Source organism: Streptomyces thermodiastaticus (genome assembly GCF_014656135.1).
Classification (GTDB): Bacteria; Actinomycetota; Actinomycetes; order Streptomycetales; family Streptomycetaceae; genus Streptomyces; species Streptomyces thermodiastaticus.
The window spans coordinates 238,699-260,903 of the sequence record NZ_BNBV01000001.1 but is presented as its reverse complement, the minus strand read 5'-3'; the positions used below and the strand labels follow the sequence as shown (position 1 = coordinate 260,903).

Annotated in this window: 19 protein-coding genes; 8 read left to right on the top strand and 11 right to left on the bottom strand. The window is 74.1% G+C overall.

Annotation, left to right across the window (positions count from 1 at the left end; genetic code table 11):
- Positions 1-14 precede the first annotated feature (14 nt).
- A complete protein-coding gene (locus IE286_RS01125) occupies positions 15-4,304 on the top strand; it encodes a cation-translocating P-type ATPase (protein WP_189794628.1) in 4,290 nt (1,429 codons plus the stop codon).
- Between the two features lie 66 nt (positions 4,305-4,370).
- Here IE286_RS01125 and IE286_RS01120 read toward each other — a convergent pair whose 3' ends face one another.
- Positions 4,371-5,450, bottom strand: a complete 1,080-nt coding sequence (locus IE286_RS01120; RefSeq protein WP_189794627.1) for an NADH:flavin oxidoreductase/NADH oxidase — start codon at positions 5,448-5,450, stop codon at positions 4,371-4,373.
- A 90-nt stretch (positions 5,451-5,540) separates the two neighbouring features.
- Between IE286_RS01120 and IE286_RS01115 the strand changes: the two genes are divergently transcribed.
- On the top strand, positions 5,541-5,930 hold the full coding sequence (locus tag IE286_RS01115; RefSeq protein WP_189794813.1) for an ArsR/SmtB family transcription factor: 390 nt from the start codon (positions 5,541-5,543) through the stop codon (positions 5,928-5,930).
- Between the two features lie 37 nt (positions 5,931-5,967).
- Here IE286_RS01115 and IE286_RS01110 read toward each other — a convergent pair whose 3' ends face one another.
- The 6 genes from IE286_RS01110 to IE286_RS01085 form a co-directional block, all read right to left on the bottom strand.
- Positions 5,968-7,314, bottom strand: a complete 1,347-nt coding sequence (locus IE286_RS01110) for an FAD-dependent oxidoreductase (protein ID WP_189794626.1) — start codon at positions 7,312-7,314, stop codon at positions 5,968-5,970.
- Positions 7,315-7,453: 139 nt separating this feature from the next.
- Positions 7,454-8,149, bottom strand: coding sequence for a TetR/AcrR family transcriptional regulator (locus tag IE286_RS01105; RefSeq protein ID WP_189794625.1), 696 nt, complete (start codon positions 8,147-8,149; stop codon positions 7,454-7,456).
- 193 nt (positions 8,150-8,342) lie between these two features.
- Positions 8,343-9,041, bottom strand: coding sequence for an HAD family hydrolase (locus IE286_RS01100; protein WP_189794624.1), 699 nt, complete (start codon positions 9,039-9,041; stop codon positions 8,343-8,345).
- Between the two features lie 15 nt (positions 9,042-9,056).
- Positions 9,057-9,761 carry a phosphatase PAP2 family protein gene (locus IE286_RS01095; RefSeq protein ID WP_189794623.1) on the bottom strand — a complete coding sequence of 235 codons (705 nt, stop codon included), beginning with the start codon at positions 9,759-9,761 and terminating at the stop codon, positions 9,057-9,059.
- Positions 9,762-9,982: 221 nt separating this feature from the next.
- Positions 9,983-10,918 (bottom strand): M56 family metallopeptidase, encoded by a 936-nt coding sequence (locus IE286_RS01090; protein ID WP_189794622.1) that lies wholly within the window; start codon positions 10,916-10,918, stop codon positions 9,983-9,985.
- A gap of 141 nt (positions 10,919-11,059) precedes the next feature.
- Positions 11,060-11,641, bottom strand: a complete 582-nt coding sequence (locus IE286_RS01085; protein WP_229861903.1) for a DUF5134 domain-containing protein — start codon at positions 11,639-11,641, stop codon at positions 11,060-11,062.
- A gap of 220 nt (positions 11,642-11,861) precedes the next feature.
- Here IE286_RS01085 and IE286_RS01080 point away from each other — a divergent pair, with 220 nt between their 5' ends.
- A complete protein-coding gene (locus tag IE286_RS01080) occupies positions 11,862-13,547 on the top strand; it encodes an FUSC family protein (RefSeq protein ID WP_189794620.1) in 1,686 nt (561 codons plus the stop codon).
- Positions 13,544-14,149 (top strand): MarR family winged helix-turn-helix transcriptional regulator, encoded by a 606-nt coding sequence (locus tag IE286_RS01075; RefSeq protein ID WP_189794619.1) that lies wholly within the window; start codon positions 13,544-13,546, stop codon positions 14,147-14,149. The genes IE286_RS01080 and IE286_RS01075 overlap by 4 nt, the downstream gene beginning before the upstream one ends.
- A 74-nt stretch (positions 14,150-14,223) precedes the next feature.
- On the opposite strand, the gene IE286_RS01070 is transcribed toward IE286_RS01075, so the two are convergent.
- Positions 14,224-15,042, bottom strand: coding sequence for a VOC family protein (locus tag IE286_RS01070; protein ID WP_189794618.1), 819 nt, complete (start codon positions 15,040-15,042; stop codon positions 14,224-14,226).
- Positions 15,043-15,296: 254 nt separating this feature from the next.
- Complete coding sequence (locus IE286_RS01065) at positions 15,297-15,692, bottom strand: VOC family protein (protein WP_189794617.1); 396 nt, start codon at positions 15,690-15,692, stop codon at positions 15,297-15,299.
- A 233-nt stretch (positions 15,693-15,925) separates the two neighbouring features.
- Between IE286_RS01065 and IE286_RS01060 the strand changes: the two genes are divergently transcribed.
- Positions 15,926-16,465 (top strand): GNAT family N-acetyltransferase, encoded by a 540-nt coding sequence (locus tag IE286_RS01060; protein ID WP_189794616.1) that lies wholly within the window; start codon positions 15,926-15,928, stop codon positions 16,463-16,465.
- A 111-nt stretch (positions 16,466-16,576) separates the two neighbouring features.
- Here IE286_RS01060 and IE286_RS01055 read toward each other — a convergent pair whose 3' ends face one another.
- The gene (locus tag IE286_RS01055) at positions 16,577-17,260 is read right to left on the bottom strand and encodes a glycerophosphodiester phosphodiesterase (protein WP_189794615.1); all 684 of its coding nucleotides are present in this window, start codon (positions 17,258-17,260) and stop codon (positions 16,577-16,579) included.
- A gap of 439 nt (positions 17,261-17,699) precedes the next feature.
- Between IE286_RS01055 and IE286_RS01050 the strand changes: the two genes are divergently transcribed.
- Complete coding sequence (locus IE286_RS01050; RefSeq protein ID WP_189794614.1) at positions 17,700-19,118, top strand: DUF6421 family protein; 1,419 nt, start codon at positions 17,700-17,702, stop codon at positions 19,116-19,118.
- Between the two features lie 133 nt (positions 19,119-19,251).
- Here IE286_RS01050 and IE286_RS01045 read toward each other — a convergent pair whose 3' ends face one another.
- On the bottom strand, positions 19,252-19,413 hold the full coding sequence (locus IE286_RS01045) for a hypothetical protein (RefSeq protein ID WP_189794613.1): 162 nt from the start codon (positions 19,411-19,413) through the stop codon (positions 19,252-19,254).
- A gap of 447 nt (positions 19,414-19,860) precedes the next feature.
- Here IE286_RS01045 and IE286_RS01040 point away from each other — a divergent pair, with 447 nt between their 5' ends.
- Positions 19,861-20,622 carry an SDR family NAD(P)-dependent oxidoreductase gene (locus IE286_RS01040; protein ID WP_189794612.1) on the top strand — a complete coding sequence of 254 codons (762 nt, stop codon included), beginning with the start codon at positions 19,861-19,863 and terminating at the stop codon, positions 20,620-20,622.
- Positions 20,619-21,692: a threonine aldolase family protein gene (locus IE286_RS01035; protein WP_189794611.1), complete on the top strand. Its 1,074-nt coding sequence runs from the start codon at positions 20,619-20,621 to the stop codon at positions 21,690-21,692. The genes IE286_RS01040 and IE286_RS01035 overlap by 4 nt, the downstream gene beginning before the upstream one ends.
- Positions 21,693-22,205: the final 513 nt, after the last annotated feature.

The following is a 22,205-nucleotide window of genomic DNA, read 5'->3' as shown; positions in this document are numbered from 1 at the left end:
GCGGAGGAGAGCCCATGGTGCTCGGTCTGCTGACGACGCCGGCTGCCGCCTCCCGGCGGGTCGTGCGGGCGAGTGCTCCGGCGGTGGGCAAGGCTGCCGGGGCGCTCGCCGGGACGGCACGCGCCGGTGTGCGCGGCGCAGATGTGGCGGTACGGGTCGCACACGTCACCCGAGGGGCGCTGACCGGCGCGACAGCGCCCTGGCGCTCCGGCGCCCGCGCGCACCTCGCCCTGCACGCCGCCGAGCCCGAGCGGGTGCACCGGGCCGGAGGCGTCGAGCAGGTGGCACACCGTGTGGCCGCCGCGCTGGCGGACCATCCCGATGTGCTGTTCGCGTACTGGGACCAGGGACTGGGCCGCCTGGTCCTGGCCGCCACCGGTGACGAGGTCGTCGACGAGATCGTGGAGCACGCGGCCGGTCTGGCCGCCCGGCACGGTCTGGCGTCCGGTGGCGATCCGGAGGAGCCGACCCATCCGGCCGATCCCGCCGGGGTGCGGGCGGCCGTCGCGACGCTGGCCGCCGACGCGCTGGGCATCGTCGTGGCGCTCACCGCCTCCGCGCTGCGCCTTCCGCCGTCACCGCGCGCGGTGACGGCCGCGGTGACCCTGCTGCGCGAGAACCCGCACTTCGGCACCTGGCTGCGCGACCGGCTGGGCGGCAGCCGTATGGACCTGGCGATGGCCTGCGCGAACGCCGCCGCCCACGGTGCCGGGCAGACCCCGGTCGCTCTGGTGCTCGACGGGACGCTGCGGGCCTGCCAGCTGACCGACACGGTGGCCCGCGCTGCCGCGTTCGACCGGCTGCACGACCGTCTGTGCGACCCCGACCGCTTCCGTGTCGCCGCGGACCCTGCCCCGCGGCCCCCGCTGCATCTGTCTCCCGCGCAGGAGTACGCCGATCACGCCTCGGCGGGCAGTCTGGCGGGCGCGGCGGCGACGCTGCTGGTCAAGCACTCGGGGTCGGAGGCGGCCGAGGCGGTGCTGGCGGGTTCGCCCAAGGCGGCCCGCTACGGGCCCGCCGTCTTCCACAGCGTGCTCAGCGCCCTGCTGGCGCGCACCGGGGTGCTGGTGCGGAACCCGGAGCGACTGCGCCGGCTGGAGACCACCGGCACCCTTGTCCTGCACCCCAGTGCGCTGCGGACCGTGCACGGCGACCTCGACCCGTGGGCGGAGCCCGTCCTGGATGCGGCGCGGCGTGCCGGACTGAGGGTCGTCCTGGTGGACGATCCGGTCCTGGAGGATCTCGTCGGTCTCGCCGACGAGGTGGCCGACGCCCGCCGTCCCTTGGACGACGTGGTGCACTTGCTGCGCGGCGACGGCCGGCGTGCGGTGCTCACAGTGGCCCGGGTGAGGCCGGGCGGCGACCGCACTGTTCCGGCCGGGCTGCACGGGAGCGACATCGCCGTCGCTCTCACCGACGGCGACGGCGCGGTCTACTGGAGCGCCGACCTGCTGGCCCTGCACGGTCTGCCGGATGTGTGGCGGCTGCTCACCGCGGTCCCGGCGGCTCGCGGTGTGGGACGCCGGGCGCAGGTCCTCGCCCGCTCCGGGGCCGCGCTGTCGGGACTGCTGGTCGCGGTGGGCGAGTCCTCCTCGAAGCGGGGGCGCCGGCCGGTGCTGCCCGGGCTGCGGCATGCGCCGGTCGACGTGGCGGCGGCCGTCGCCCTGCTGTCGGGCACGCGTGCCGCGCTCGGTGTGGTCGCCGCCCGTCCTCCGCATCCGCGTCCGCGTGTGCACTGGCACGAGCTGGACACGAGCGAGGCCCGCGAGCGCCTCTCCCACGAGGAGGAGACCGAACCGGCCGGGCTCGGGCAGGCGGCCGCCCGGCTGCGCAAGCGGGCCGGTGCCGTCTCCCGGCAACCGGTCATGGCCCCGGCGCGCTGGACGGTGCAGCTGGGCCGGGCCGTGCGCGGCGAACTGCACGACCCCCTCACCCCGGTCCTGGCGGTCGGTTCGGCCGCGTCGGCGATCCTCGGCTCCGTCATGGACGCGCTGCTCGTGGTCGGCGCCCTGGATCTGAACGCCTTGATCGGCGGTTTCCAGCGGCTGCGCGCCGAGCGGGCGCTGTCCGGGCTGCTCGCCGACCAGCAGCGCAGGGCGCGGCTGGTGCCGAAGGACGCCGGTGCCCGCACCGTCGACGCCGGCCGGCTGCGGCCCGGCGACGTGATCGAGCTGACGGTGGACGACGTGGTGCCCGCCGACGCGCGCCTGCTGTGGGAGGAGGGCCTGGAGGTCGACGAGTCCGCGCTGACCGGCGAGTCCTTGCCGGTGGACAAGCAGGTCGCGCCCACACCGCACGCGGCCGTCGCCGACCGGCGTTGCATGGTCTTCGAGGGCACGACGGTCGTGGCCGGGCAGGCGCGCGGCGTGGTGGTGGACACCGGGGAGGACACCGAGGCCGCGCGTGCCGTGCACCTGGCCGCCCGTACGCCTCCGGCCGGCGGTGTCCAGGCCCGGCTGCAGGAACTGACCGGCAAGGCGCTGCCGTTGACGCTGGCCGGCGGGGCCGCCGTCACCGGTCTCGCCCTATTGCGCGGCACCCCCGTCCGGGAGGCGGTCAGCGGCGGGGTCTCCGTCGCCGTGGCCGCCGTGCCGGAGGGACTGCCGCTGGTGGCGACGGTGGCCCAGCTGGCCGCGGCCCGGCGGCTCAGCCGCGGCGGTGTGCTGGTGCGCACCCCGCGCACCCTGGAGGCGCTGGGCCGGATGGACACGCTCTGCTTCGACAAGACCGGCACGCTCACCGAGAACCGGCTGCGGGTGGTGCGGGTCGCCGACGCCGGCGGCGCGGTGCACGCGGCGACGGACGGCAAGGCTGCGGACGTGTTGCGGGTGGCGGCCCGGGCCTGCCCCCGGCCGGCCGGCGGGTCGGACCGGCCCGTGCACGCCACCGATGAGGCCGTGCTCGCCGCCGCGGGTCCCGACCCGGACTGGACGGAACGGGACAGCATGCCCTTCGAGGCCGCCCGCGGTTATGCGGCGGCCGTCGGCCGCACCGGTGACGGCAGTCCGCGCATCCTCGTGGTCAAGGGCGCCCCGGAGACCGTCCTGCCCGCCTGCCCCGGTCCGACCCCGGACGCCTCCGAGGCGGCGCAGACGCTGGCCGGAGGCGGACTGCGCATCCTCGCGGTGGCGCAGCGGCGGCTCGACGACTCCGAGGAGGACGCCGACGTCCTCGAAGAGCCGCTGCACGAGCTGGAGTTCACCGGTCTGCTGGGGCTGTCCGACGTGGCCCGCGACACCTCCACCGCCCTGGTGCACGGCCTGTACGAGGAGGGCGTCCGCCCGGTCATGCTCACCGGTGACCATCCGCAGACCGCGCAGGCCATCGCCACCGAACTGGGCTGGGCCGAGGACACCCCCGTGGTGACCGGGGACGAACTGGCCGCGGCCGACCGGCGGACGCGGGCGGGCATGCTGCGGGACGCGGGTGTGGTGGCCCGGGTGGCGCCCGAGCAGAAACTCCAGGTCGTGGAGGCGCTGCGGGACGCGGGCCGGGTGGTCGGCATGGTCGGCGACGGCGCCAACGACGCGGCGGCGATCCGCGCCGCCGACATCGGCGTGGGCATCAACGCCCGCGGTTCGGCGGCCGCGCGCAACGCCGCCGACATCGTGCTGACCGACGACGACCTCACCGTCCTCATCGACGCGATCGGCGAGGGCCGCGCCCTGTGGCACAGCGTCGCGGACGCCATCGCCATCCTGATCGGCGGCAACGCCGGCGAGGTCGGCTTCGGCATCCTCGGCACCCTGCTGTCGGGCAGGGCGCCGCTGTCCACCCGGCAGATGCTCATGGTGAACCTGTTCACCGACCTGTTCCCGGCGATGGCCGTGGCGGTGACCCCCGAGGAGGACGCCGGGCAGGCCAGGGCCACCTCGCCCGAGGACGCGGCCGGCGGGGTTCTCGGCGAGCCGCTGATCCGGCAGATCCGTCACCGCGCCCTGACCACCTGCCTCGGCGCGGTCACGGCCTGGCTGATCGGCCGTTTCACCCCGGGCACGGCACGCCGCTCCGGGACGATGGCCCTGTGCGGGGTGGTCGGCACCCAGCTCGCCCAGACCCTGCTGGACCGGCGGGGCAGCCCGCTGGTGCGGGTGACGTCCCTCGGCTCGGCGCTGGTGCTGATCGCGGTGGTCCAGACGCCCGGCGTCAGCCGCCTCTTCGGCTGCAGCCCGCTCGGCCCCGTCGCCTGGACCGGTGTGATCGCGGCGATCGCCCTGGCGCTGGCGGGCCAGCGGGTCCTGCCCGGCATGGAGCGGACGGTGGAACGGCTGGCGGCCGTCGGGCGGGAGCGGGCCGGACGGTGACGGCCGGCGCCCCCGCCCGACGGGGCCTTGCGCGCGGCTCGGGGCCGCGCGCAACGCCGTTCCGGCTCAGACGGAGCGGTGGTACTGCACCGGCACGTGCACGTCGCCGCCCAGCTCGCGGGCCGCGTGCCGGGCGAAGTACGGGTCGCGCAGCAGCTCACGGCCCACCAGGACCGCGTCGGCCTCGCCGCTCACCAGGATCTTCTCGGCCTGGCCGGCCTCGGTGATCAGTCCGACCGCGGCGACCGGCATCGGCGTCTCGGCCTTGACACGCGCGGCGAAAGGAACCTGGTAGCCGGGGCCGACCGGAATACGCACCCCGGCCGCGTTCCCGCCGGTGGAGACGTCGAGCAGGTCCACGCCGTGGGCGTGCAGCTCCGCCGCGAAACGCACCGTGTCGTCGGCCGTCCAGCCGCCCTCCTCCAGCCAGTCCGTGGCGGAGATGCGGAAGAACAGCGGCTTGTCCTCCGGCCACACCGCGCGGACCGCGTCCACGACCTCCAGTGCGAAGCGCACCCGGTTCTCGTAGGAGCCGCCGTAGGCGTCGGTGCGGTGGTTGGAGTGCGGGGAGAGGAACTCGTGGATGAGGTAGCCGTGGGCGCCGTGGATCTCGGCGACCTCGAAGCCCGCGGCGAGCGCCCGGCGGGCGGCCCGCGCGAACCGGTCGACGATGTCACGGATGTCGTCGGTGCTCAGCTCGGTGGGGACGGGGTGCTTGTCGTCGAAGGCCACCGGGCTCGGCGCCACCGGCTGCCAGCCGTGCTCCTCGGGCCCCACCGGGTTGCCGCCCTTCCAGGTGCGGTCGGTCGACGCCTTGCGCCCGCTGTGAGCCAGCTGGATGCCGGGCACCGTGTTCTGGCCGCGCAGGAAGCCGGTGATCCGGCGGAACGCCTCGACCTGCGTGTCGTTCCAGATGCCCAGGTCGTAGGGGGAGATCCGGCCCTCCGGGGAGACCGCGGTGGCCTCCACGATGATCAGGCCGGTGCCACCGGCCGCGCGGGCCGCGTAGTGGGCGAAGTGCCAGTCGGTCGGAGCGCCGGTCTCCGGGCCCTCGGGCGCGGCCGAGTACTGGCACATCGGGGGCATCCAGACACGGTTCGGGAAGGTGACCTGGCGCAGGGTGAGAGGTTCGAAGAGCGCGCTCACGTCGGGCTCCAATCGTTACGGGACCGATGGCAAGCTAGTACGATAGTCGTCATAGTACGGCAGATGTCAAACTACGACGTCCTTCGTACCATGGAAGGTCCGTACGAAGTGGAGCCCGCTGTGACCGTCACCGTTCCCGCTGCCGGCAGCCGTGCCCTTCCGCACCCCGTGCGGGAGGACATCCGCCTGGAGGGCGTCCTGCACGCGCTGTCCGACCCTCTGCGGCTGCAGATCGTGCGCCGGCTGGCCGAGGCCGGCCGGGAGCTGTCCTGCTCCTGTTTCGACCTGCCGGTCTCCAAGTCGACCACCACGCACCACTTCCGGGTGCTGCGCGAGGCCGGGGTGATCTGGCAGGTCTACCGGGGCACCGCCAAGATGAACGACGTGCGCCGCGACGACCTCGACACGCTCTTCCCCGGCCTGATCGACAGCGTGCTCGACGCCGCGGCCCGGCAGGCAGCGCGCACCGCGACCGGCTGAGCGGGCCCGCCGGGCCGCACGCGCACGGGCGCCCCGGTCAGACGTCCCGGCCGGCGGCCGCCGCCCGCAGCGAATCCCAGTCCGGGAGCTTGACCACACCGCGCCCCAGCGAGGCCCCGAGCCGCGCCTCGGCGCGTTCGATCGCCTGCCAGCCGTCCCACTCGACCGGCTCCACACCGTCGGCGCGCAGCACCGCCACGGCGTCCTCGGGCACCTGTACCCGCATGAGCGCGGGCGCGTCGGCGAGCAGCGACGTCACCGTCTCCTTCGCGCACGGCCGGTTGGTGCCGATCACACCGGTCGGCCCCCGCTTGATCCACCCGGCCACGTACTCGCCCGCAGCGACCGCCCCGTCGCGCAGCACCCGCCCCTCCTTGTGCGGCACGGTGCCGGTGACCGCGTCGAACGGCAGCCCGTCCAGCGGAACGCCGCGATAGCCCACCGAGCGCAGCAGCAACTGCGCGGCCACGTCCTCGTACCGTCCGGTCCCGGTGATGCCGCCCTGCCCGTCGGGCACCGTCCGCTCGAACCGCACGCCCGCCACCCGGCCGCCCCGTTCCAGGACCTCGACGGGCCGGAGGAAGAAACGCAGCCGGACACGGCGCTCCGCACCCCGCGCCGGGGCGGCCGCCCACCCGTGCAGCACCTCGACATTGCGCCGCTGGGCGGCGGGAAGGCCCGAAGGGTCGGCGTACGCGGGATCCAGAGCCAGCTCGTCGGGATCCACGACGACCCCGGCACCGGACAGGGACCCCAGTTCGCGCAGTTCCTTGGTGGTGAAGCGGGCCTGGGACGGGCCGCGCCGGCCCACCATGTGGATCTCGCGCACCGTGCCGGCGGCCAGTGCGGCCAGGGCCGCCTCGGGCATGTCGGTGGCGGTCAGCTCCTCGGGGCGGCGGGCCAGCATGCGGGCGACGTCGACGGCCACGTTGCCCACGCCGACGACCACGGCGCTGTGCACGCCTCGCAGGTAACCGGCGTCCACCGCGTCCGGGTGGGCGCTGTACCAGGACACGAACTCGGTCGCCGACCAGCTCCCCGGCAGATCCTCGCCCGGAATGCCGAGACGGCGGTCGGCCGCGGCGCCCACGCAGTACACCACCGCGTGGTACAGCTCGCGCAGCCGGCGGACCGGCAGCCCGCCGGGGCCGCCGACCTGCACGCACCCCAGGAAGCGGACCCGCTCGTGCTCCAGCACCGTGCGCAGGCTGTTCTGCAGGGACTTGATCTTCTCGTGGTCCGGCGCCACCCCGTAGCGCACCAGCCCGTACGGGCACGGCAGCCGGTCCAGGACGTCGACGCGTACGGAGGAGTCCTGCTGGACGAGGCTCTGAGCGGTGTAGCACCCGCTCGGCCCCGAGCCGACGACGGCGACACGCAGCACGGCGGAACTCCTTACCCCGGCGGTCGGAGGAGATCGCTGATGCCTCCAGCATGGCAGCAGGCGACCCCGCGCGGGAGTGGAAAGACGCCGGGCGGGCGTGTCGCCCGCCCGCGCACCACGCCCGGCAGCGCCCGGGCCCCTACCGCTCCGGCCGTCCGGTCGGCCGCCGCGAGGTTCCGGCGGCGCCGGTGCGGGAGGTGCCCGGGCCGCCCGGGCCGCCGTCCTTCTTCTCGTCGTTCGTGTCGCCCGGGGGCACACCCAGACGCCAGTCGAGCCGGTAGCGTTCGAACAGCTCCGCCCGCAGCGCGGCCACCGGCATCGGCGCACCCGGGATCAGCGCCGTGTAGACCGCCCCCATGAGCTGGGAGCGCAGCTTGCGATAGTCGGCGTCCACGTCCAAGGAGCCGTTCCGGGCGACGGTGTCCCGCAGCAGATGGGACAGCCGCTGCTGCTCGGGGCACTGCACGAACCCCTCGGCCTGCAGGATGCCCGCCATGTGCTGGCGCATCAGCACCGGTCGGTCGCGGGCCAGTCCCAGGATCGCGTCGATCGCGCGGGCCAGCCGCTCCCGGCCGTCCTCGGTGTGCGGATCCCGCTCCAGTGCCTCCTGCAGTGTCAGATGCATCAGGCGGTGCACGGCGGACTGGACCAGCTGCCGTTTGCCGGGGAAGTAGTACGACACCAGTCCGCGGGCCGATCCGGCCCGGTCGGCGATGTCGCCCAGGGTCGTCGCGTCGTAGCCGCGCTCACCCACCAGCTCGACCGCCGCCTGCAGCAGCCGCTCCCGGGAACGCTGTCGCAACTCTTCATTCGCCGAGGCGCTGCGGGGGGACACGGTGTAACTCCTTGCATTGACTGGCTGCCAGCCAACTATACTCGGGTCGGCCACCCCGGCGCGGGGCTGGTCGGCGCGTCGGCTCGTCTCGGGCAATGCGGGGGATTGTCCGGGACGAGCCGTTCGTCGCCTCCGGCGGCCGTGTGCCGTCGCTCAGGGGCGACGCCCGCCCCACGGCGGCCGGCGCCTGGGCTCAGTCCGGCCGGCCCACCAGGTCCAGCACCGGCCGCAGTCCGTCCGGCCGCTCGGCCACCGGCAGATGGTCCACGAAGTGCACCCGGCAGCCGAGAGCCGACGCCCCGCCGTCCGCGTGGCGGCTGTCACCCACCATGAGCACCTGCCGCGGGTCGGCGCCGAGCCGTGTGCAGGCCTTCTCGAACAGCCTCGGGTCCGGTTTCTGGATGCCGTGCTCGTACGACAGGACGTAGGTGTCGACATACGGGTCCAGGCCGTGCTCCCGGAACACCGGGCGCAGATCCCAGCCGATGTTGCTGACCACACCCACCGCTATCCCGCGCTCGCGCAGGGTGCGCAGCACTCCGAGGGCGTCCGGGTAGGGGGACCAGGCGGCCGGCGTCATGTGCCGTTCGTACAGCGCGTCGTGCAGCGCCGGATCGGGCAGGGGCACCCGCCGGGACAGACCGGTGTAGGCGGCCCGGTGCAGTTCGGCGCTGCGGTCCCGGATCCGCCACAGCTCGGCCAGGTCGTCCGGGACGCGGCGGGGCGGTGCCCCGCCGGGGAGCGCCCCGGCCTCCTCCAGGGCGCGTGCCGTCCCGGCCAGCGCCGCGGGGTCGAGTGCCAGACCGGCCGCGTCCAGCACGGCGCTCAGCCAGGACTCGGCGGACTCGATGCGGAAGAGGGTGCCGGAGAAGTCGAAGAGGACAGCGAGCATGGGGAGCATCGTCGCCTACAACACCTTCGCCGGCCACCGCTTTCGCGCCGGATCGTGCACAGCCGCCGCGGCGGCTGCCACGGTCGCGCCCAGCAGCCAGCCGCCGACGACGTCCGAGAGCCAGTGGACTCCCAGCCAGACCCGGGTCAGCCCCACGCCCACGACCGAGACCCCGGCGAGGACCACGGCCGCCGGCCAGAGCGCGCGCCCGGCGCCGTGACGGTGCAGCAGCCACAGCAGCAGCCCGCACACCACCGCCGCGGTCATGGCGTGCCCCGACGGGAAGGCCGCCTGGCGGGCGGTGTCCACCGGGTCCGGCCAGACGGGGCGCGGCCGGCCGACCGCCGCCTTCACCCCGTACTGCAGCAGCAGGCCCAGCGCCGTGGCGGCCACCAGCCACAGGGCGTCGAACCTGGCCGGCCGGCGCACGGCGAGCCCCAGTGCGACCGCCACGCACAGCAGCCGCATGGTCAGCGGGTCCCACACCCAGTCGGTGAGGAAGCGGGCGACGTGGGTCGTGCCGTGATCGGTGACCGCCCAGCGGTGAAAGGCGCGGGCCACCGCTTCGTCGCATCGCATCAGCGGCGGCCACCGCACGGCGACCAGGGCCCACAGCACGGCGGAACACCCGGCGAGGATCCACAGGGCGCGGCAGACGGGCGACCGCGGCCCGCGGGGACGGGCCGGCGCGGGCGCGGAGGTGACGGACGCGGGACGCATACCGCGATCCTGACCGGCCGCCCGCGGGTGAAACCGTGCGACCGGCCGGACACGCGAACGGGGGATCCGCGGGAGCGATCCGCCGACGGGATCCGCCGGAGCGGAAACGGGACGCACGGCCTCGCCGGTCCCCACGCGAGCCGGCCGGCCCCGGTCCGTCCCGTCCCGGCCCGGGCGGCAGCACGTCCCGCGTCCGTCTTCTCTGGTCGGCCGGCCGGGTGTCAGCCCAGGGCCCGCAGCCCCGGCACGACGGCCACCAGCACCGGCACGGCGGGCACCAGCGAGGCGACCGCCGTCAGCCGCAGACGCCGCAGCGCGGGCAGCCGGTCCCACGGCGTGAGCAGGCGGTGCACGCGCTGCGGCACCTGCGTCTGCGCGGCGGGGCAGGGGCCGAACACCCCCCGTTCCTCGTTCAGTTCCACCAGCGCGAGCGCGGTGGTCAGCCGGCCGAAGCGGCGCGACGCCATGTCGTCGGCGGCGAGTTCGACCAGGCGGTGCATCTCGTCCCGGAACGCGGCGAACACCGGCACCTGAGGGAAACCCTCCGCCAGCGCGGCCGAGCAGTGCAGCAGCCAGTCGTGCCGGGCGCGCGCGTGCCCCTGCTCGTGGGCGAGCACGGCGTCCAGCTGCCGTCCCTTCAGCCGGCGCAGCGCGGCCGTGGTCACCACCAGCCGGGGCGCCGTGCCGGGCAGCCACCAGGCCTCCGACCGGTCGCTCTCCAGCACCACGAGCCGGCCCGTGCCGGGTTCCTCGCCGGGCAGCAGCGGGGCCCGCTCGAGGAGTTCGGCACGCCGACGCCGTCGCCGGGCCCGGGCCCGCACGATCTCGCGGACCAGCATCGCCGCGCTCCACGCGGCACCGCACGCGAGCGTCACCGCGGTGACGGGCGCCCAGGCGCCGGGCGTGCCGAAGGCGTAGGCCTCCACCACCCCGCGCGGCGCCGGCGCGAAGACATGACCGCGCACCGCCTGCCAGGCCGCCGCCGCACTCAAGGTCATCGACAGCGCGCAGCACAGCAGGACGGCGACCACCACGCACTGCCACACCCACAGCGCCACCACCGGTTCCCGCTCCGCCCAGTCGGCCCGGGCGAGCAGACGGGGAGCAGCGACGGCGGTGAGGGCACCGAGCAGCAACAGCACCGCGGGGACCATCATGCGAGCACCATAAGAGCGGCCCCGCGCTCATGGGTGCGCACCCGAGCGGCGAAGTGACACAGATTACGGCGCGGTGCGCTGCGTCGTTCCTGCGCGTGCCTGCCTGAGACCGGTGTAGTCGGCACCCTTCGCAGCCGCCCGTCACATGGTCAGCAGCATCGCCACCATCGCCATCCCCATCGACAGGCGGCAGGCCCGTGCCAGCTCCGGGCGGTCGCCCCAGCCCGGACCGCCCCCGTCTGCGGCGCCGGTGCCCGCTGTCGGCCCAGCCCCGGCGGGACCGGCAGCCGGTATGAGCCGGACACCGGACAGCAGGACGTACCCAGCGAAGTAGAGCAGCAGGACGCCGGTGACCACGGGTGTCCCGGACCCGCCGTGCATGTGGTGGTGGGGGCCGGGCGCGCCGGCCATCGTCAGGGACATGTAGACCATCGCGCCCGCCCCGACCAGGTGATGCAGATGGTGCGGACTCCTCCGCGCCCGCCACAGGTCGTGCAGCGCGGTGGCGCCGAAGACGGCGGCGCAGACCGACCAGACCCAGCCCGGCGGCGTGAACGCCGCCGCAGGTACGGCCATGGCGGCCATCCCGAACCCCATGAGGGCCTCGCCGCCCGCCGTCCGTCGCTGCTCGGCGACCTGGCTGCGCATCCGCAGCAGACAGTAGGTCCCGGTCGCCGTGCACAGCGCGACCAGCGGCCAGCTCAGTGCGGCCGTCGCCTGCACCCCCCACCTCCCCGTTCGACGGTCCGGAGCCCCCACGGCGCCCGGTCTGTCGTTCGAGCGATGCCCGCGGCACGCAGCGCGCACACGAGCGCACGGGGGCACGGAGGGGCACGCGGAGAGCGCGTGACGCTCCCGCGTCGTCCACCGTGCCCGCCCCACGCCCTGCTCCGGAGGCCTGAGCGAATCTTTTACTGGTAAAACACCTGTTAAGGTTGCAGGCATGAGCAGCGCGACCCCGACCTCCGCATCCCGTCTTCTCCGGTGCCTCGCGCCGGCCGGTGTGCTGCGGCCCGGCCGCCCCTCGGACATCTGGTTCAAGCCCGCGCTGAGCGTCGTCGTCTCCCAGGCCCCGCCCGCCCTGACGCTGCTCGCCCTGGGCCGGCTCGATCTGGCCATTTACACCATGCCCGGGTCGCTGTGCGCCCTGTATGCCCACAACCGTCCCTACCGCGCCCGTGCCCGCGTCCTGGCCTGGGTGGTGCTCGGCATGGTCGGCGGACTGGCACTCGCCCTGCTCGCCGCCTCGTTCACCACAGACCCGTGGGTCCTGGTCACCGTCGGCGCGCTGATGGCCGCCGTGCAGAAGGCACTGTGCGACGCCACCCGGATCGGCCCGCCGGGCAATGTCGTGCTCACCTTCATCACCTCCGGCTCGCTCTTCGTCCCCCAGCAGCTGGAGCAGGTCCCCGGCCATGTGGGGCTCACCCTGGCCGCGGCCGCGTGGGCGTGGGCGGTCGGCATGGCGCCCGGGCTGCCGCGCCCGTACGGCCCGGAACGCCGGGTCGCCGCGCGGGCGCTGCGCGCGGCCGGCGCGTACGCCGCCACCCGCGGCACGGGCGAGGGCCACCAGCGGGCGCCCGCCGCCGCGGCCGCCGCCGTGCGGACGGCCTGGCAGACCCTGCGGGCCGCGGGCGCCCGCACCCCGCAGCGGCGCGCCCTGGAGCGGCTGCTGATCCGCGCCGAGGTCGCGCTCGCCGCACCCGCGGACACCGACCCCGGGGCCCTGCGCGCCTGGGCGCACGAGCTGAGCACCGCCAGGACCGTGCCGCCCGTCCTCGTCGGGGCGGCCGAGGCCGGCGAGGACCCGCTCGGCGCGCACACCGCACCGGCCGGACTCCACCGCCCCTGGCGCGGCAGGCTCGCCCCGCTCGCTCCGTTCGTCGTGCGCACCGCGCTGGGCTGCGCGCTCGCCGGGTACGCCTCCATCGTTCTGGGCATCGGCCGTCCCGCATGGGCCGTGGTCACGGCCGCCGCCCTCCACCAGGTCAACCTCGGCCACACCTGGAACCGCAGCATCCAGCGTGTCGTCGGCAACGTCGTCGGCGTCCTCGTCTTCGCCGCCCTCAGCCCCCTCGTGCACCGGAGCGAGGTGGCCCTCGTGCTGTGCCTCCTCGCGTGCGCCTTCGGCGCCGAGGCCCTGATCAGCCGCAACTACTGGCTCGGCTCGTTCTGTGTCACCCCGATGGCGCTGCTGGTCAGCGAGTTCGGCGGCTCCCAGCCGGCGGGCGAGCTGATCGGCGAGCGGGTCGCGGACACCCTCGTGGGCGCGCTGGTCGGGTTCGCCGCCGCGCTGGTCGTCGTCGACCGCAAGGCAGGGCACCGTGTCCGGCAGGCGCTCACCGCCGCCGACACCGCCCGCGAGCACGCCGCGCGTCTGCTCGCCCAGGAACGCCCGGAGCCCGCGGCCCTGGACGCCGCCCGGCAGCGGCTGGCCGACGCACTCGTGGAGCTGCGCGCCACCGCCGACGCCGCGTCGGGGGAGTGGTGGCCGCGCTCGCTGCCCCAGGAGCAGGTCATGCGCACCGAGGAAGGCGGACACCGTACGCTCGCCGCGACGGTACGCCGCCTGGGTCCGCACGCCCCGGAGGCGAACACGGGGAGCATCACGGAGGACGCACGGCCATGACGGCACGCGACGGACGGCAGGCATCCGCGACGGCGGGCAGGGCGGACGAGACGGTCGGAGCCCCGGGCTCACCGGCGACCGAGGAGAGGGAGGGCCGGCCCGACGACACCGTCGCCACGGTTGTCCGTCAGTGGCGGGCCGTCCACCCCGACCTGGACACCGCCCCCATGGAGATCATCGGACGCATCAACCGGTGCGCCGCGCTGCTCCAGCAGGCCGAGGACGCGCCGCTGCGCCGGGCGGGTCTGAGCCGTCCGGAGTTCGACCTGCTCGGCGCGCTGCGGCGCACCGGACACGAACTGACCCCGGGGGAACTGGCGCGGGAGACCTTCTCCTCCGGAGCGGCGGTCACCAAACGGCTCAAACAGCTCACCGAACGCGGACTGGTGGAACGCCGCGGCGACACCCGGGACCGCCGGGTCGCCCACGTCCGCCTGACCGACGCCGGACGCGATCTCGTGGACGGACTGCTGCCCGAGCAGCTCGCCTACGAACGGTCCGTCCTCGCCGGCCTGGCCTCCCACGGCCGCGACGAACTGGCCGCGCTGCTGTCCGAGCTGCTGGGCCGCCTGGAAGGCCGCGCCGGGGCGCTGCGGCTCTGACCCGCCCGGGAATCCGGACACGGCCCGACCGCCGGACCGCACCCCGTGTCCGGCCCGGTCCGAGCGGACACGGCCTATCCGTGCCGCTCCCCGGTGCCGGCCTCCTGCTGTGCCTCGTCCTGTTCGTCCTGCTCTTCCTCCGTCTGATAGATGCCGAAGGCGGCACCCTGCCCGTCCCGCAGCACCGCGAGGCGCGGCCCGCCCTCGACGTTGGTGGGCTCCTGCAGCGCGCGGCCGCCGGCCCGGACGGCGACCTCGGTGGTGGCGTCGACGTCCTCCACCGCGAAGTACGGCAGCCAGTGCGGCGGCACATCCACGGGAAAGCGGTGGTGCAGCGCCGTCACGCCGCCGAAGTCCATGCCGTGCATGCCCCATTGGGTGTACCACTCCGAGGTGTTGACGCTCCAGCCGAACACCGTCTCGTAGAAGGCCCGGGCCCGTTTGACGTCCCGGGTGGCCAGCTCGACCCAGCCCAGTGCACCGGGCCGGTTGAACACCTGGGCGCCGGCGAACTCCCGGGCCTGCCACAGCTGGAAGGCGGCGCCGGACGGGTCGAGGGCGACGGTCCGCCGGCCCTCGTCGAAGATGTCCATCGGCCCGCGGATCACCGTCCCGCCGGCCTGCACCACCTTGTTCGTGACCGCGTCGGCGTCGCTCACCGCGAAGGACACGTTCCAGGCCACCGGCTGGGTGGGCCGGTAGAGAGGGCCGAGTCCGGCGACCGCGGCGTCCGCCAGGCGTGCGACGGTGTAGCCGCGCAGTTCCGGCCGGGGATCCGGCTCGCCGCACTGCCAGCCGAACACCTCCCCGTAGAACAGTTTGGCGGCTCGCAGGTCACTGGCGCCCAGTTCCGCCCAGCAGGGACCGCCGATCACCGGCTTGTCGAACTCCATGGCATCCTCCGGCAAGCTCGCCCTCACGGGAACGCTAGCCTTCGTCACCGACGGTGGCCAGCGGAGATCGTCTGGCCGGGAATTGCGCCGTGCACGCGCGGAACCGGGCCGCGCCCCGCCGCGGAGCCCGCGTCCGGCGCCGTCCGCGCTGCGGGGCAGAGCCCTCGGAAGCCGCCCGCCGCATGCCCTGGACGTTCCTGGACGCCCGGCCGGAACTCCGATGCCCGGCCGGAACTCCGATGCCCGGCCGGAACCTAGATGCCCGGCCGGAACCGCAGCGGATGGTCCGCCGGCACCTCGACCAGCACGAGGGGCGTACCGTCCGGATCGGCGATCCACATCTCGATCAGCCCCCACGGCTCCCGCACCGGCGGCCGCACGATCCCGACGCCCTTGGCACGCAGCTCCTCGTGCGCCGCGGCCACGTCCGCGACCTGGAGCCAGATCCGTGCCGCGGGGGAGCGCGGGGCGTCGTCGCGGCGCCCCGACAGCTCCAGGAAGCCGCCGCCGAGGAAGTAGACGGTGCCGCGGTCCGGACCCGTGCCGAACTCGCGGTAGACGGGCAGGCCCAGCTGCTCGCCGTAGAAGACGCGGGAGCGCTCGGGGTCGGTGGGCTGCAGCAGGATCCGGCTGCTCAGAACATGCACCATGCGGCGGAGCCTAGGGGCAGTTCTGCCGTCCGCGGGAGGACCGGCGCGCGGCGCCGGCGCGTGCGCCGCCACCGGCGGCGGCGCGCCCGCCCGGGTATGCGGCTGGACGCCTTCTCGTCCGTCCCGCGAGGGACAGGCGCGGTGCCGCGCGCCAGGGGGCGCGGGAAGGCCGGTCAGGGCGGTGAGGTTAGGCTCGGTGCTGCCCAGCGCCCGAGTGACCGAAAGGCTGTTCCATGGACACCGCCGCCACCGACCTCACCTTCCGTGACGCCACCGTTGCCGACGTCGACACCCTGGTGGCGCTGGTGGAGTCGGCGTACCGCGGGGAGGCCAGCCGGGCCGGGTGGACCACCGAGGCGGACATCCTCGACGGGCAGCGCACCGACGCCGAGGGTGTGCGGGCCGCGATCGAGACGCCCGGCAGCACGGTGCTCACGGTGGAGCGAGACGGCCGGGTGGTCGCCTGCTGCCAGCTGGAACACCGCGGCGACCACGCCTACTTCGGCATGTTCGCTGTCAGTCCGGCTCTGCAGGGCACAGGTCTGGGCAAGCGCGTCATCGCGGAGGCGGAGCGGCAGGCACGGCTGAGGTGGGGTGTGCGGGAGATGCACATGACGGTGATCTCCGTGCGCGAGGACCTGATCGCCTGGTACGAGCGCCGTGGCTACCGCCGCACGGGCAAGAGGACGCCCTTCCCGTACGGCGACGAGCGCTTCGGCATCCCGCTCCGCGACGACCTGGAGTTCGAGCTGCTCGTCAAGGAGCTGGCGTAACGGCGGGCGGGAAGCGGCCGGACGCCCTCGCACGGGGAGGGCGTCCGTGGGGTCGTGCACCGGGACGGCGGCGGCCGATCGGGCTCACACCGGGGCGGCGGCCGGAGGTCCTCACGCCGTGAAGCGGCTGGTGCGCTTGATCTCCGGCTGGTCGGTGGTCACCCCGTCCAGCTCGAAGGCCCGGGCCAGCCGCAGCTGGTCCAGGGTGTTGACCACCCAGCCGATGACGCGCAGGTCCGCGGCACGGGCCTCCTCGACGATCTCCAGGGTCAGCCGGCGGATGTCGAGCACCAGCGTGCCGGCGCCGGCCGCGCGGGCCCGCCCGACGACCTCGGTGCCGTAGCGGTCGGCGACCAGCGCGGTGCGCACGCCGGGCACCAGGCGGGCGATCTCGGTGAGCGCCTCGTCGTGGAACGACAGCACCTCCACCCGGGAGACCAGGTCGCGGCGGTGCATGACCTCGGCCAGCGCCTCGGCCGCCGCCACGTCCTTGATCTCGGCCTGCAGCGGCGCCCGCACCGCGTCGAGCACCTCTTCGAACACCGGGATCCGCTCGCCGCGCCCGGCGTCCAGGGCGCGCAGTTCGGCGAGCGTCTTGTCGGCGACGGCGCCGCTGCCGTCGGTCGTGCGGTCCACCTCCGCGTCGTGGATGACGACCAGTGCGCCGTCCTTGCTGAGATGCAGGTCGAGCTCGATGGCGTCGAGGCCGGCCCGCTCGGCGGCGACGAAGGACCGGAGGGTGTTCTCGGGCTCGACACCCATGACTCCGCGGTGACCGATGGTAAGGAAGTTCAAGGTTCAACTCGCTTTCGTCGACGGCGGCTCGTGACGCACGCGGACCTCGGGGACCTCGTCGTCCACGCGGCAGTGCCGCAGCCTAACGGTGACGGAGTGCGACGGACCCTGCACTGCGCGAAGTGCTCGGGGTGATGGCCCGGCTCACCAGGACCCGGGCGGCTTCTAGCTCACCCCGGGGTGGGCGCGCCTTCCGGACGGTTGACCCGGGTGCGCGTATCGCCGCCCCTGGGGGCCCGGCTCAGGTGACCGCCTCCGCACACGCGGCCGACCCTCACCCGAGTGGGCTAGTCCGGGTGGGCGTCGCTCGGGGGAGTGGCGGGAAGATGGGCGGTCGTCAAGGCCATTCGCAGGACGATTTTCTGATCAAGCCCTTGCTGAGAGAAAGGTTGCGCGTATACGGTCGCAGTGCGAGAGCATCTCCTGTGGAGGGTTGGACATGACGGAAATTCTTGTGCAGGTGGGTGCGGAGGAGAAGAATCCTCCGGAAGTCAGGGTGGTCGAGCACCCGGCATGGCCCGTGCTCAAGGATGCCGTGGAGCGCATCCGGCCCTGGCAGTCCAAGGACGGCTCGATCGACTTCGAGGCGGAGGGTGCTCCGGCCCGCCAGGAGGCCGAGGAGGCCGTGCGCCGGGTGATCGGCGCCGTGGAGGAGCTGTCGCCGCTGCTGCCGTACGACGCCGCCTACCACACGGCGCTCGTGCAGGACCTGCGCCGCTGGGCCGACGGCGGCTTCCAGGTCCCGGACTTCCTCGACTCGCTGCTCGCCTTCCAGCCGGCCGCCAACCGTGTGGACGGCCTGCAGCACCTGGTCGTCTTCCCGATGTACACGCAGAACGGCAACCCGGACCGCAACCTGGAGGCGGTCGTGCTGCGCATGGTCTGGCCCGACTGGCTGGCCGAGCTGGAGCGCACCCGCTACGACAACCCGCTGTTCTGCGGCATCACCTTCGAGGACTTCACGGCCGGCTACGACACCAACTCCGCCGTGCTGTTCCCGGAGACCGTCGCCGTCCGCGAGGCGCCGGAACGTTTCTCCTGGGGTGGTATCTTCTGCGACCGCGAGGCCGCCCGCTTCCGCCGGGTCACCGCCGCCGCCGTCGGCATCCTGGGCCTCGACCTGCCCGAGGACATCGCCGCGATGGTCCACGACCAGAAGCGCTGCGAAGAGGCCTTCGTGCTGTGGGACATGATCCACGACCGCACCCACAGCCACGGCGACCTGCCCTTCGACCCGTTCATGATCAAGCAGCGCCAGCCGTTCTGGATGTACGGCCTGGAGGAGCTGCGCTGCGATCTGACCGCCTTCAAGGAGGCCGTGCAGCTCGCCAAGGAGGGCGTCCCGCAGGCGCGCGACGTGCAGTACGCGGTGCTCTTCGACCGGATGTTCCGCTTCCCGGTCACCGGTGAGCGGGTGCGCAACTACGACGGCCTGGGCGGCCAGCTGCTCTTCGCCTACCTGCACCAGCACGACGTGGTGCGCTGGCGGGACAACAAGCTCTCCATCGACTGGGAGCGCGCCCCGCAGGTCACCAACCAGCTGTGCGCGGAGATCGAGAGGCTGTACCGCGACGGCATCGACCGTCCCAAGCTGGTGCACTGGTTCGCCGGGTACGAGCTGGTCTCCCGCTACCTCGCCCCGCACCCGGGCTCGGTGTGGGCCAAGGGCCCCGACGCCCTGGACCTGACCCAGCCGCCGCGCAAGCTCGTCGACGAGGTGCTCCCGGACGAGTTCCCGCTGAGCATGTTCTACGAGGCGCTGTCCAGGAAGCTGAAGCACGTGATCGCGTCGACCAAGGGGATCCGCGCGACCGCCCCGGACTCCGAGCAGGACGGCGCCGGCCGCAAGGCGTCCTGAACGTCCTGGCCGCCTGAACGTCCTGACCGCCCGGGCGGGCCTTCACCGGAAGGCGGGGCCCGCCCGAGGCGGGGGCGGCGCGGCGTGTCGCGGCTTGCGGACAGTCGGCTGCCACAGCCGCCGTGCGACGTCGTCATCTGGTCGGAGTCTCGATGCCGGAGCCGTCGCAGGAGGACACGGCGCGGCCTTCGGCGTATGTGTCGCCACCGACCGCCATCACGGTGTCGTCGAGGATGTGACCGCCGGTGCGGTCGAGCCCCTGCGAGGCCGCGAGCCGCAGCGGCACCGCGAACACGCGGTGAGGACCCCGCTCGCCGTCTCCGACGAGCAGGGGATGCGAGTCGCAGGCATCCTGGCAGGAGGACGCACGCTTCGGGCAGTGGACCGGGCGTGCTCTCAGGTGCTGCGGGACAAGCTGGGCCGGCTCAAGGGGTGGCACGAGCATGACCACGTCGAGTGCGAGGGCGGGGCTGGATCGTCGTCCGGCCCGGCCGCCGTCGGTTCACGCACGGCGTGAGCGCGACCGCCTCCGAAGCGAAGGTCCGCACGAGTTGACCGAAGCATCTTGCGAATACACTCCGCCTCCGATGAAGATCTACGGCGTGATCGACGATTCGACGCAGGATCTGGTGGAACCTGAAGCAGGCAGGGCTGCTCCCTCCACCGAGGAGATCACGGCACACGGCGCCGAGCGGGGCGCCGCGTGAGCGGGCGCACCGACAAGCGTGCTCAGGAGGGAACGATGAGGAACGGCAACGGGCCGCTGAGCGGTGCGGTGATCGCGGTGGCCGGCGCGGGCGGACCCGCCGGCCGGGCGGCGCTGCTCCGGCTCGCCGAGGCGGGGGCCACCGTGGTCGGCGCGGACAACGACCCCGAGCGGCTCTCCCAGGCCGTGGACGCGGCCCGGTACGCCTGCGGCGGCGCGACCGTGATCGGGGACGTCGTCGACCTGCTCGACCTGAAGTCCGCCCGTGACTGGGCCGCCCACATCGAGCGGGACTTCGGCCGTGTCGACGGCCTGGTGCACCTGGTGGGCGGCTGGCGCGGCAGCGAGACCTTCACCAAGACCAGCCTGGACGACTGGGACTTCCTGGAGCTGCTGCTCGTCCGCACCGTGCAGCACACCTCGCTGGCCTTCCACGAGGCGCTGCAGCGCAGCGAGCGCGGCCGGTACGTGCTGATCAGCGCCGCCGGGGCCAGCAGACCCACCGCGGGCAACGCCGCCTACGCCGCCGCCAAGGCCGCCGCCGAGGCCTGGACGCTGGCCATGGCCGACTACTTCCGCAAGGCCGGAAAGGCGGAGGGCGCCGAAGGGCCGACGTCCGCGGCTGCCATCCTGGTGGTGAAGGCGTTGGTGCACGACGCGATGCGCGCCGAGCGCCCCAACGCGAAGTTCGCGGGCTTCACGGACGTCAAGGACCTGGCCGAGGCCGTCGTCGACGTCTGGAGCAGGCCCGCCGCGGAAGTGAACGGAAAACGCCTGTGGCTGACCGAGGAGCCGTGAACCCCCCGAAGACCGACGCGCGCCGCCATCACGACCCCGAGGTCCGCGGCTTCGCCAGCGACAACTACGCCGGGGCCCATCCGGAGGTGCTCGCCGCGCTGGCCGTGGCCAACGGCGGGCACCAGGTCGCCTACGGGGAGGACGAGTACACCGCGCACCTCCAGCGCGTCGTCCGCAGCCACTTCGGCGCCACCGCCGAGGCGTACCCGGTGTTCAACGGCACCGGTGCCAACGTCGTCGCGCTCCAGGCGGTCACCGACCGCTGGGGTGCGGTGATCTGCGCCGACAGCGCGCACATCAACGTCGACGAGGGCGGCGCGCCCGAGCGGATGGGCGGCCTGAAGCTGCTGACCGTGCCCACCCCGGACGGCAAGCTCACACCCGAGCTGATCGACCGGCAGGCGTACGGCTGGGAGGACGAGCACCGGGCCATGCCGCAGGTCGTGTCGATCACTCAGAGCACGGAGCTGGGGACCGTCTACACGCCCGAGGAGATCCGCGCGATCTGCGAGCACGCCCACGAGCGCGGGATGGCGGTGCACGTCGACGGCTCCCGGCTGGCCAACGCGGCCGCCTCGCTGGACGTCCCGATGCGCGCCTTCACCAACGCGGCCGGTGTCGACATCCTCTCGCTCGGCGGGACGAAGAACGGCGCCCTGTTCGCCGAGGCGGTCGTCGTCATCAACCAGGACGCCGTGCGCCGCATGAGGCACATCCGCAAGATGAGCATGCAGCTCGCCTCCAAGATGCGTTTCGTGTCGGTGCAGTTGGAGGCGCTGCTCGCCAAGGATCTGTGGCTGCGCAACGCGCGGCACGCCAACGGGATGGCGCAGCGGCTGGCGGAGGGTGTCCGCGCCGTGCACGGCGTGGAGATCCTCTACCCCGTGCAGGCCAACGGCGTCTTCGCCAAGCTGCCGCACGAGGTGAGCGAGCGGCTGCAGAAACGGTTCCGGTTCTACTTCTGGGACGAGACCGAGGGCGTGGTGCGCTGGATGTGCTCCTTCGACACCACGGAGAGCGACGTCGACGCCTTCGTCGCGGCGCTGAAGGAAGAGATGGCGCGCGTCTGAGGGCGTGTGCGTGCGGACCTGTTCGCGGGGTCCGTTGTCCGTGTGGCGCACGGGAGCGGGCCCCGCGAGCGCGTGGTGCATGGCAAGGGGCTCCGCGAGGCCGGCAGCCGGCACACCTCTTGCCGGCGGTACAGGTCGGTCATGGCCGGCACCGAGTCGTGGGCCGTCAACGAGGCGTAGGACGTGCGGTGTTCCCGTGCACGCGGCCGGGCGTCCTGCTCGACGAGCAGGCCGTCCGCGTTCTCTTGGCCCTGGTGCGGCGGCGCAGCACCACAGCGATCGACGACACCACGATCACCGCGAACAGGCCGGACCGCACCCCGAGCGCGACCATGAACACCCCCGAATCCGTGGCCGGCCGTGCCTCACCGCCCCGCGGCCGGCCCCGTCGAGGCGTGCCGTCATGCCGGCCCGGAGACGCGCCGGCGCGGAGTTGTTCACCGCATCGGTGCCGGTGCGGCGGCGGGCGGGAATCTTCGCGGCCGGGCGCACGCTGAAGTGCGGTGCCGGTGT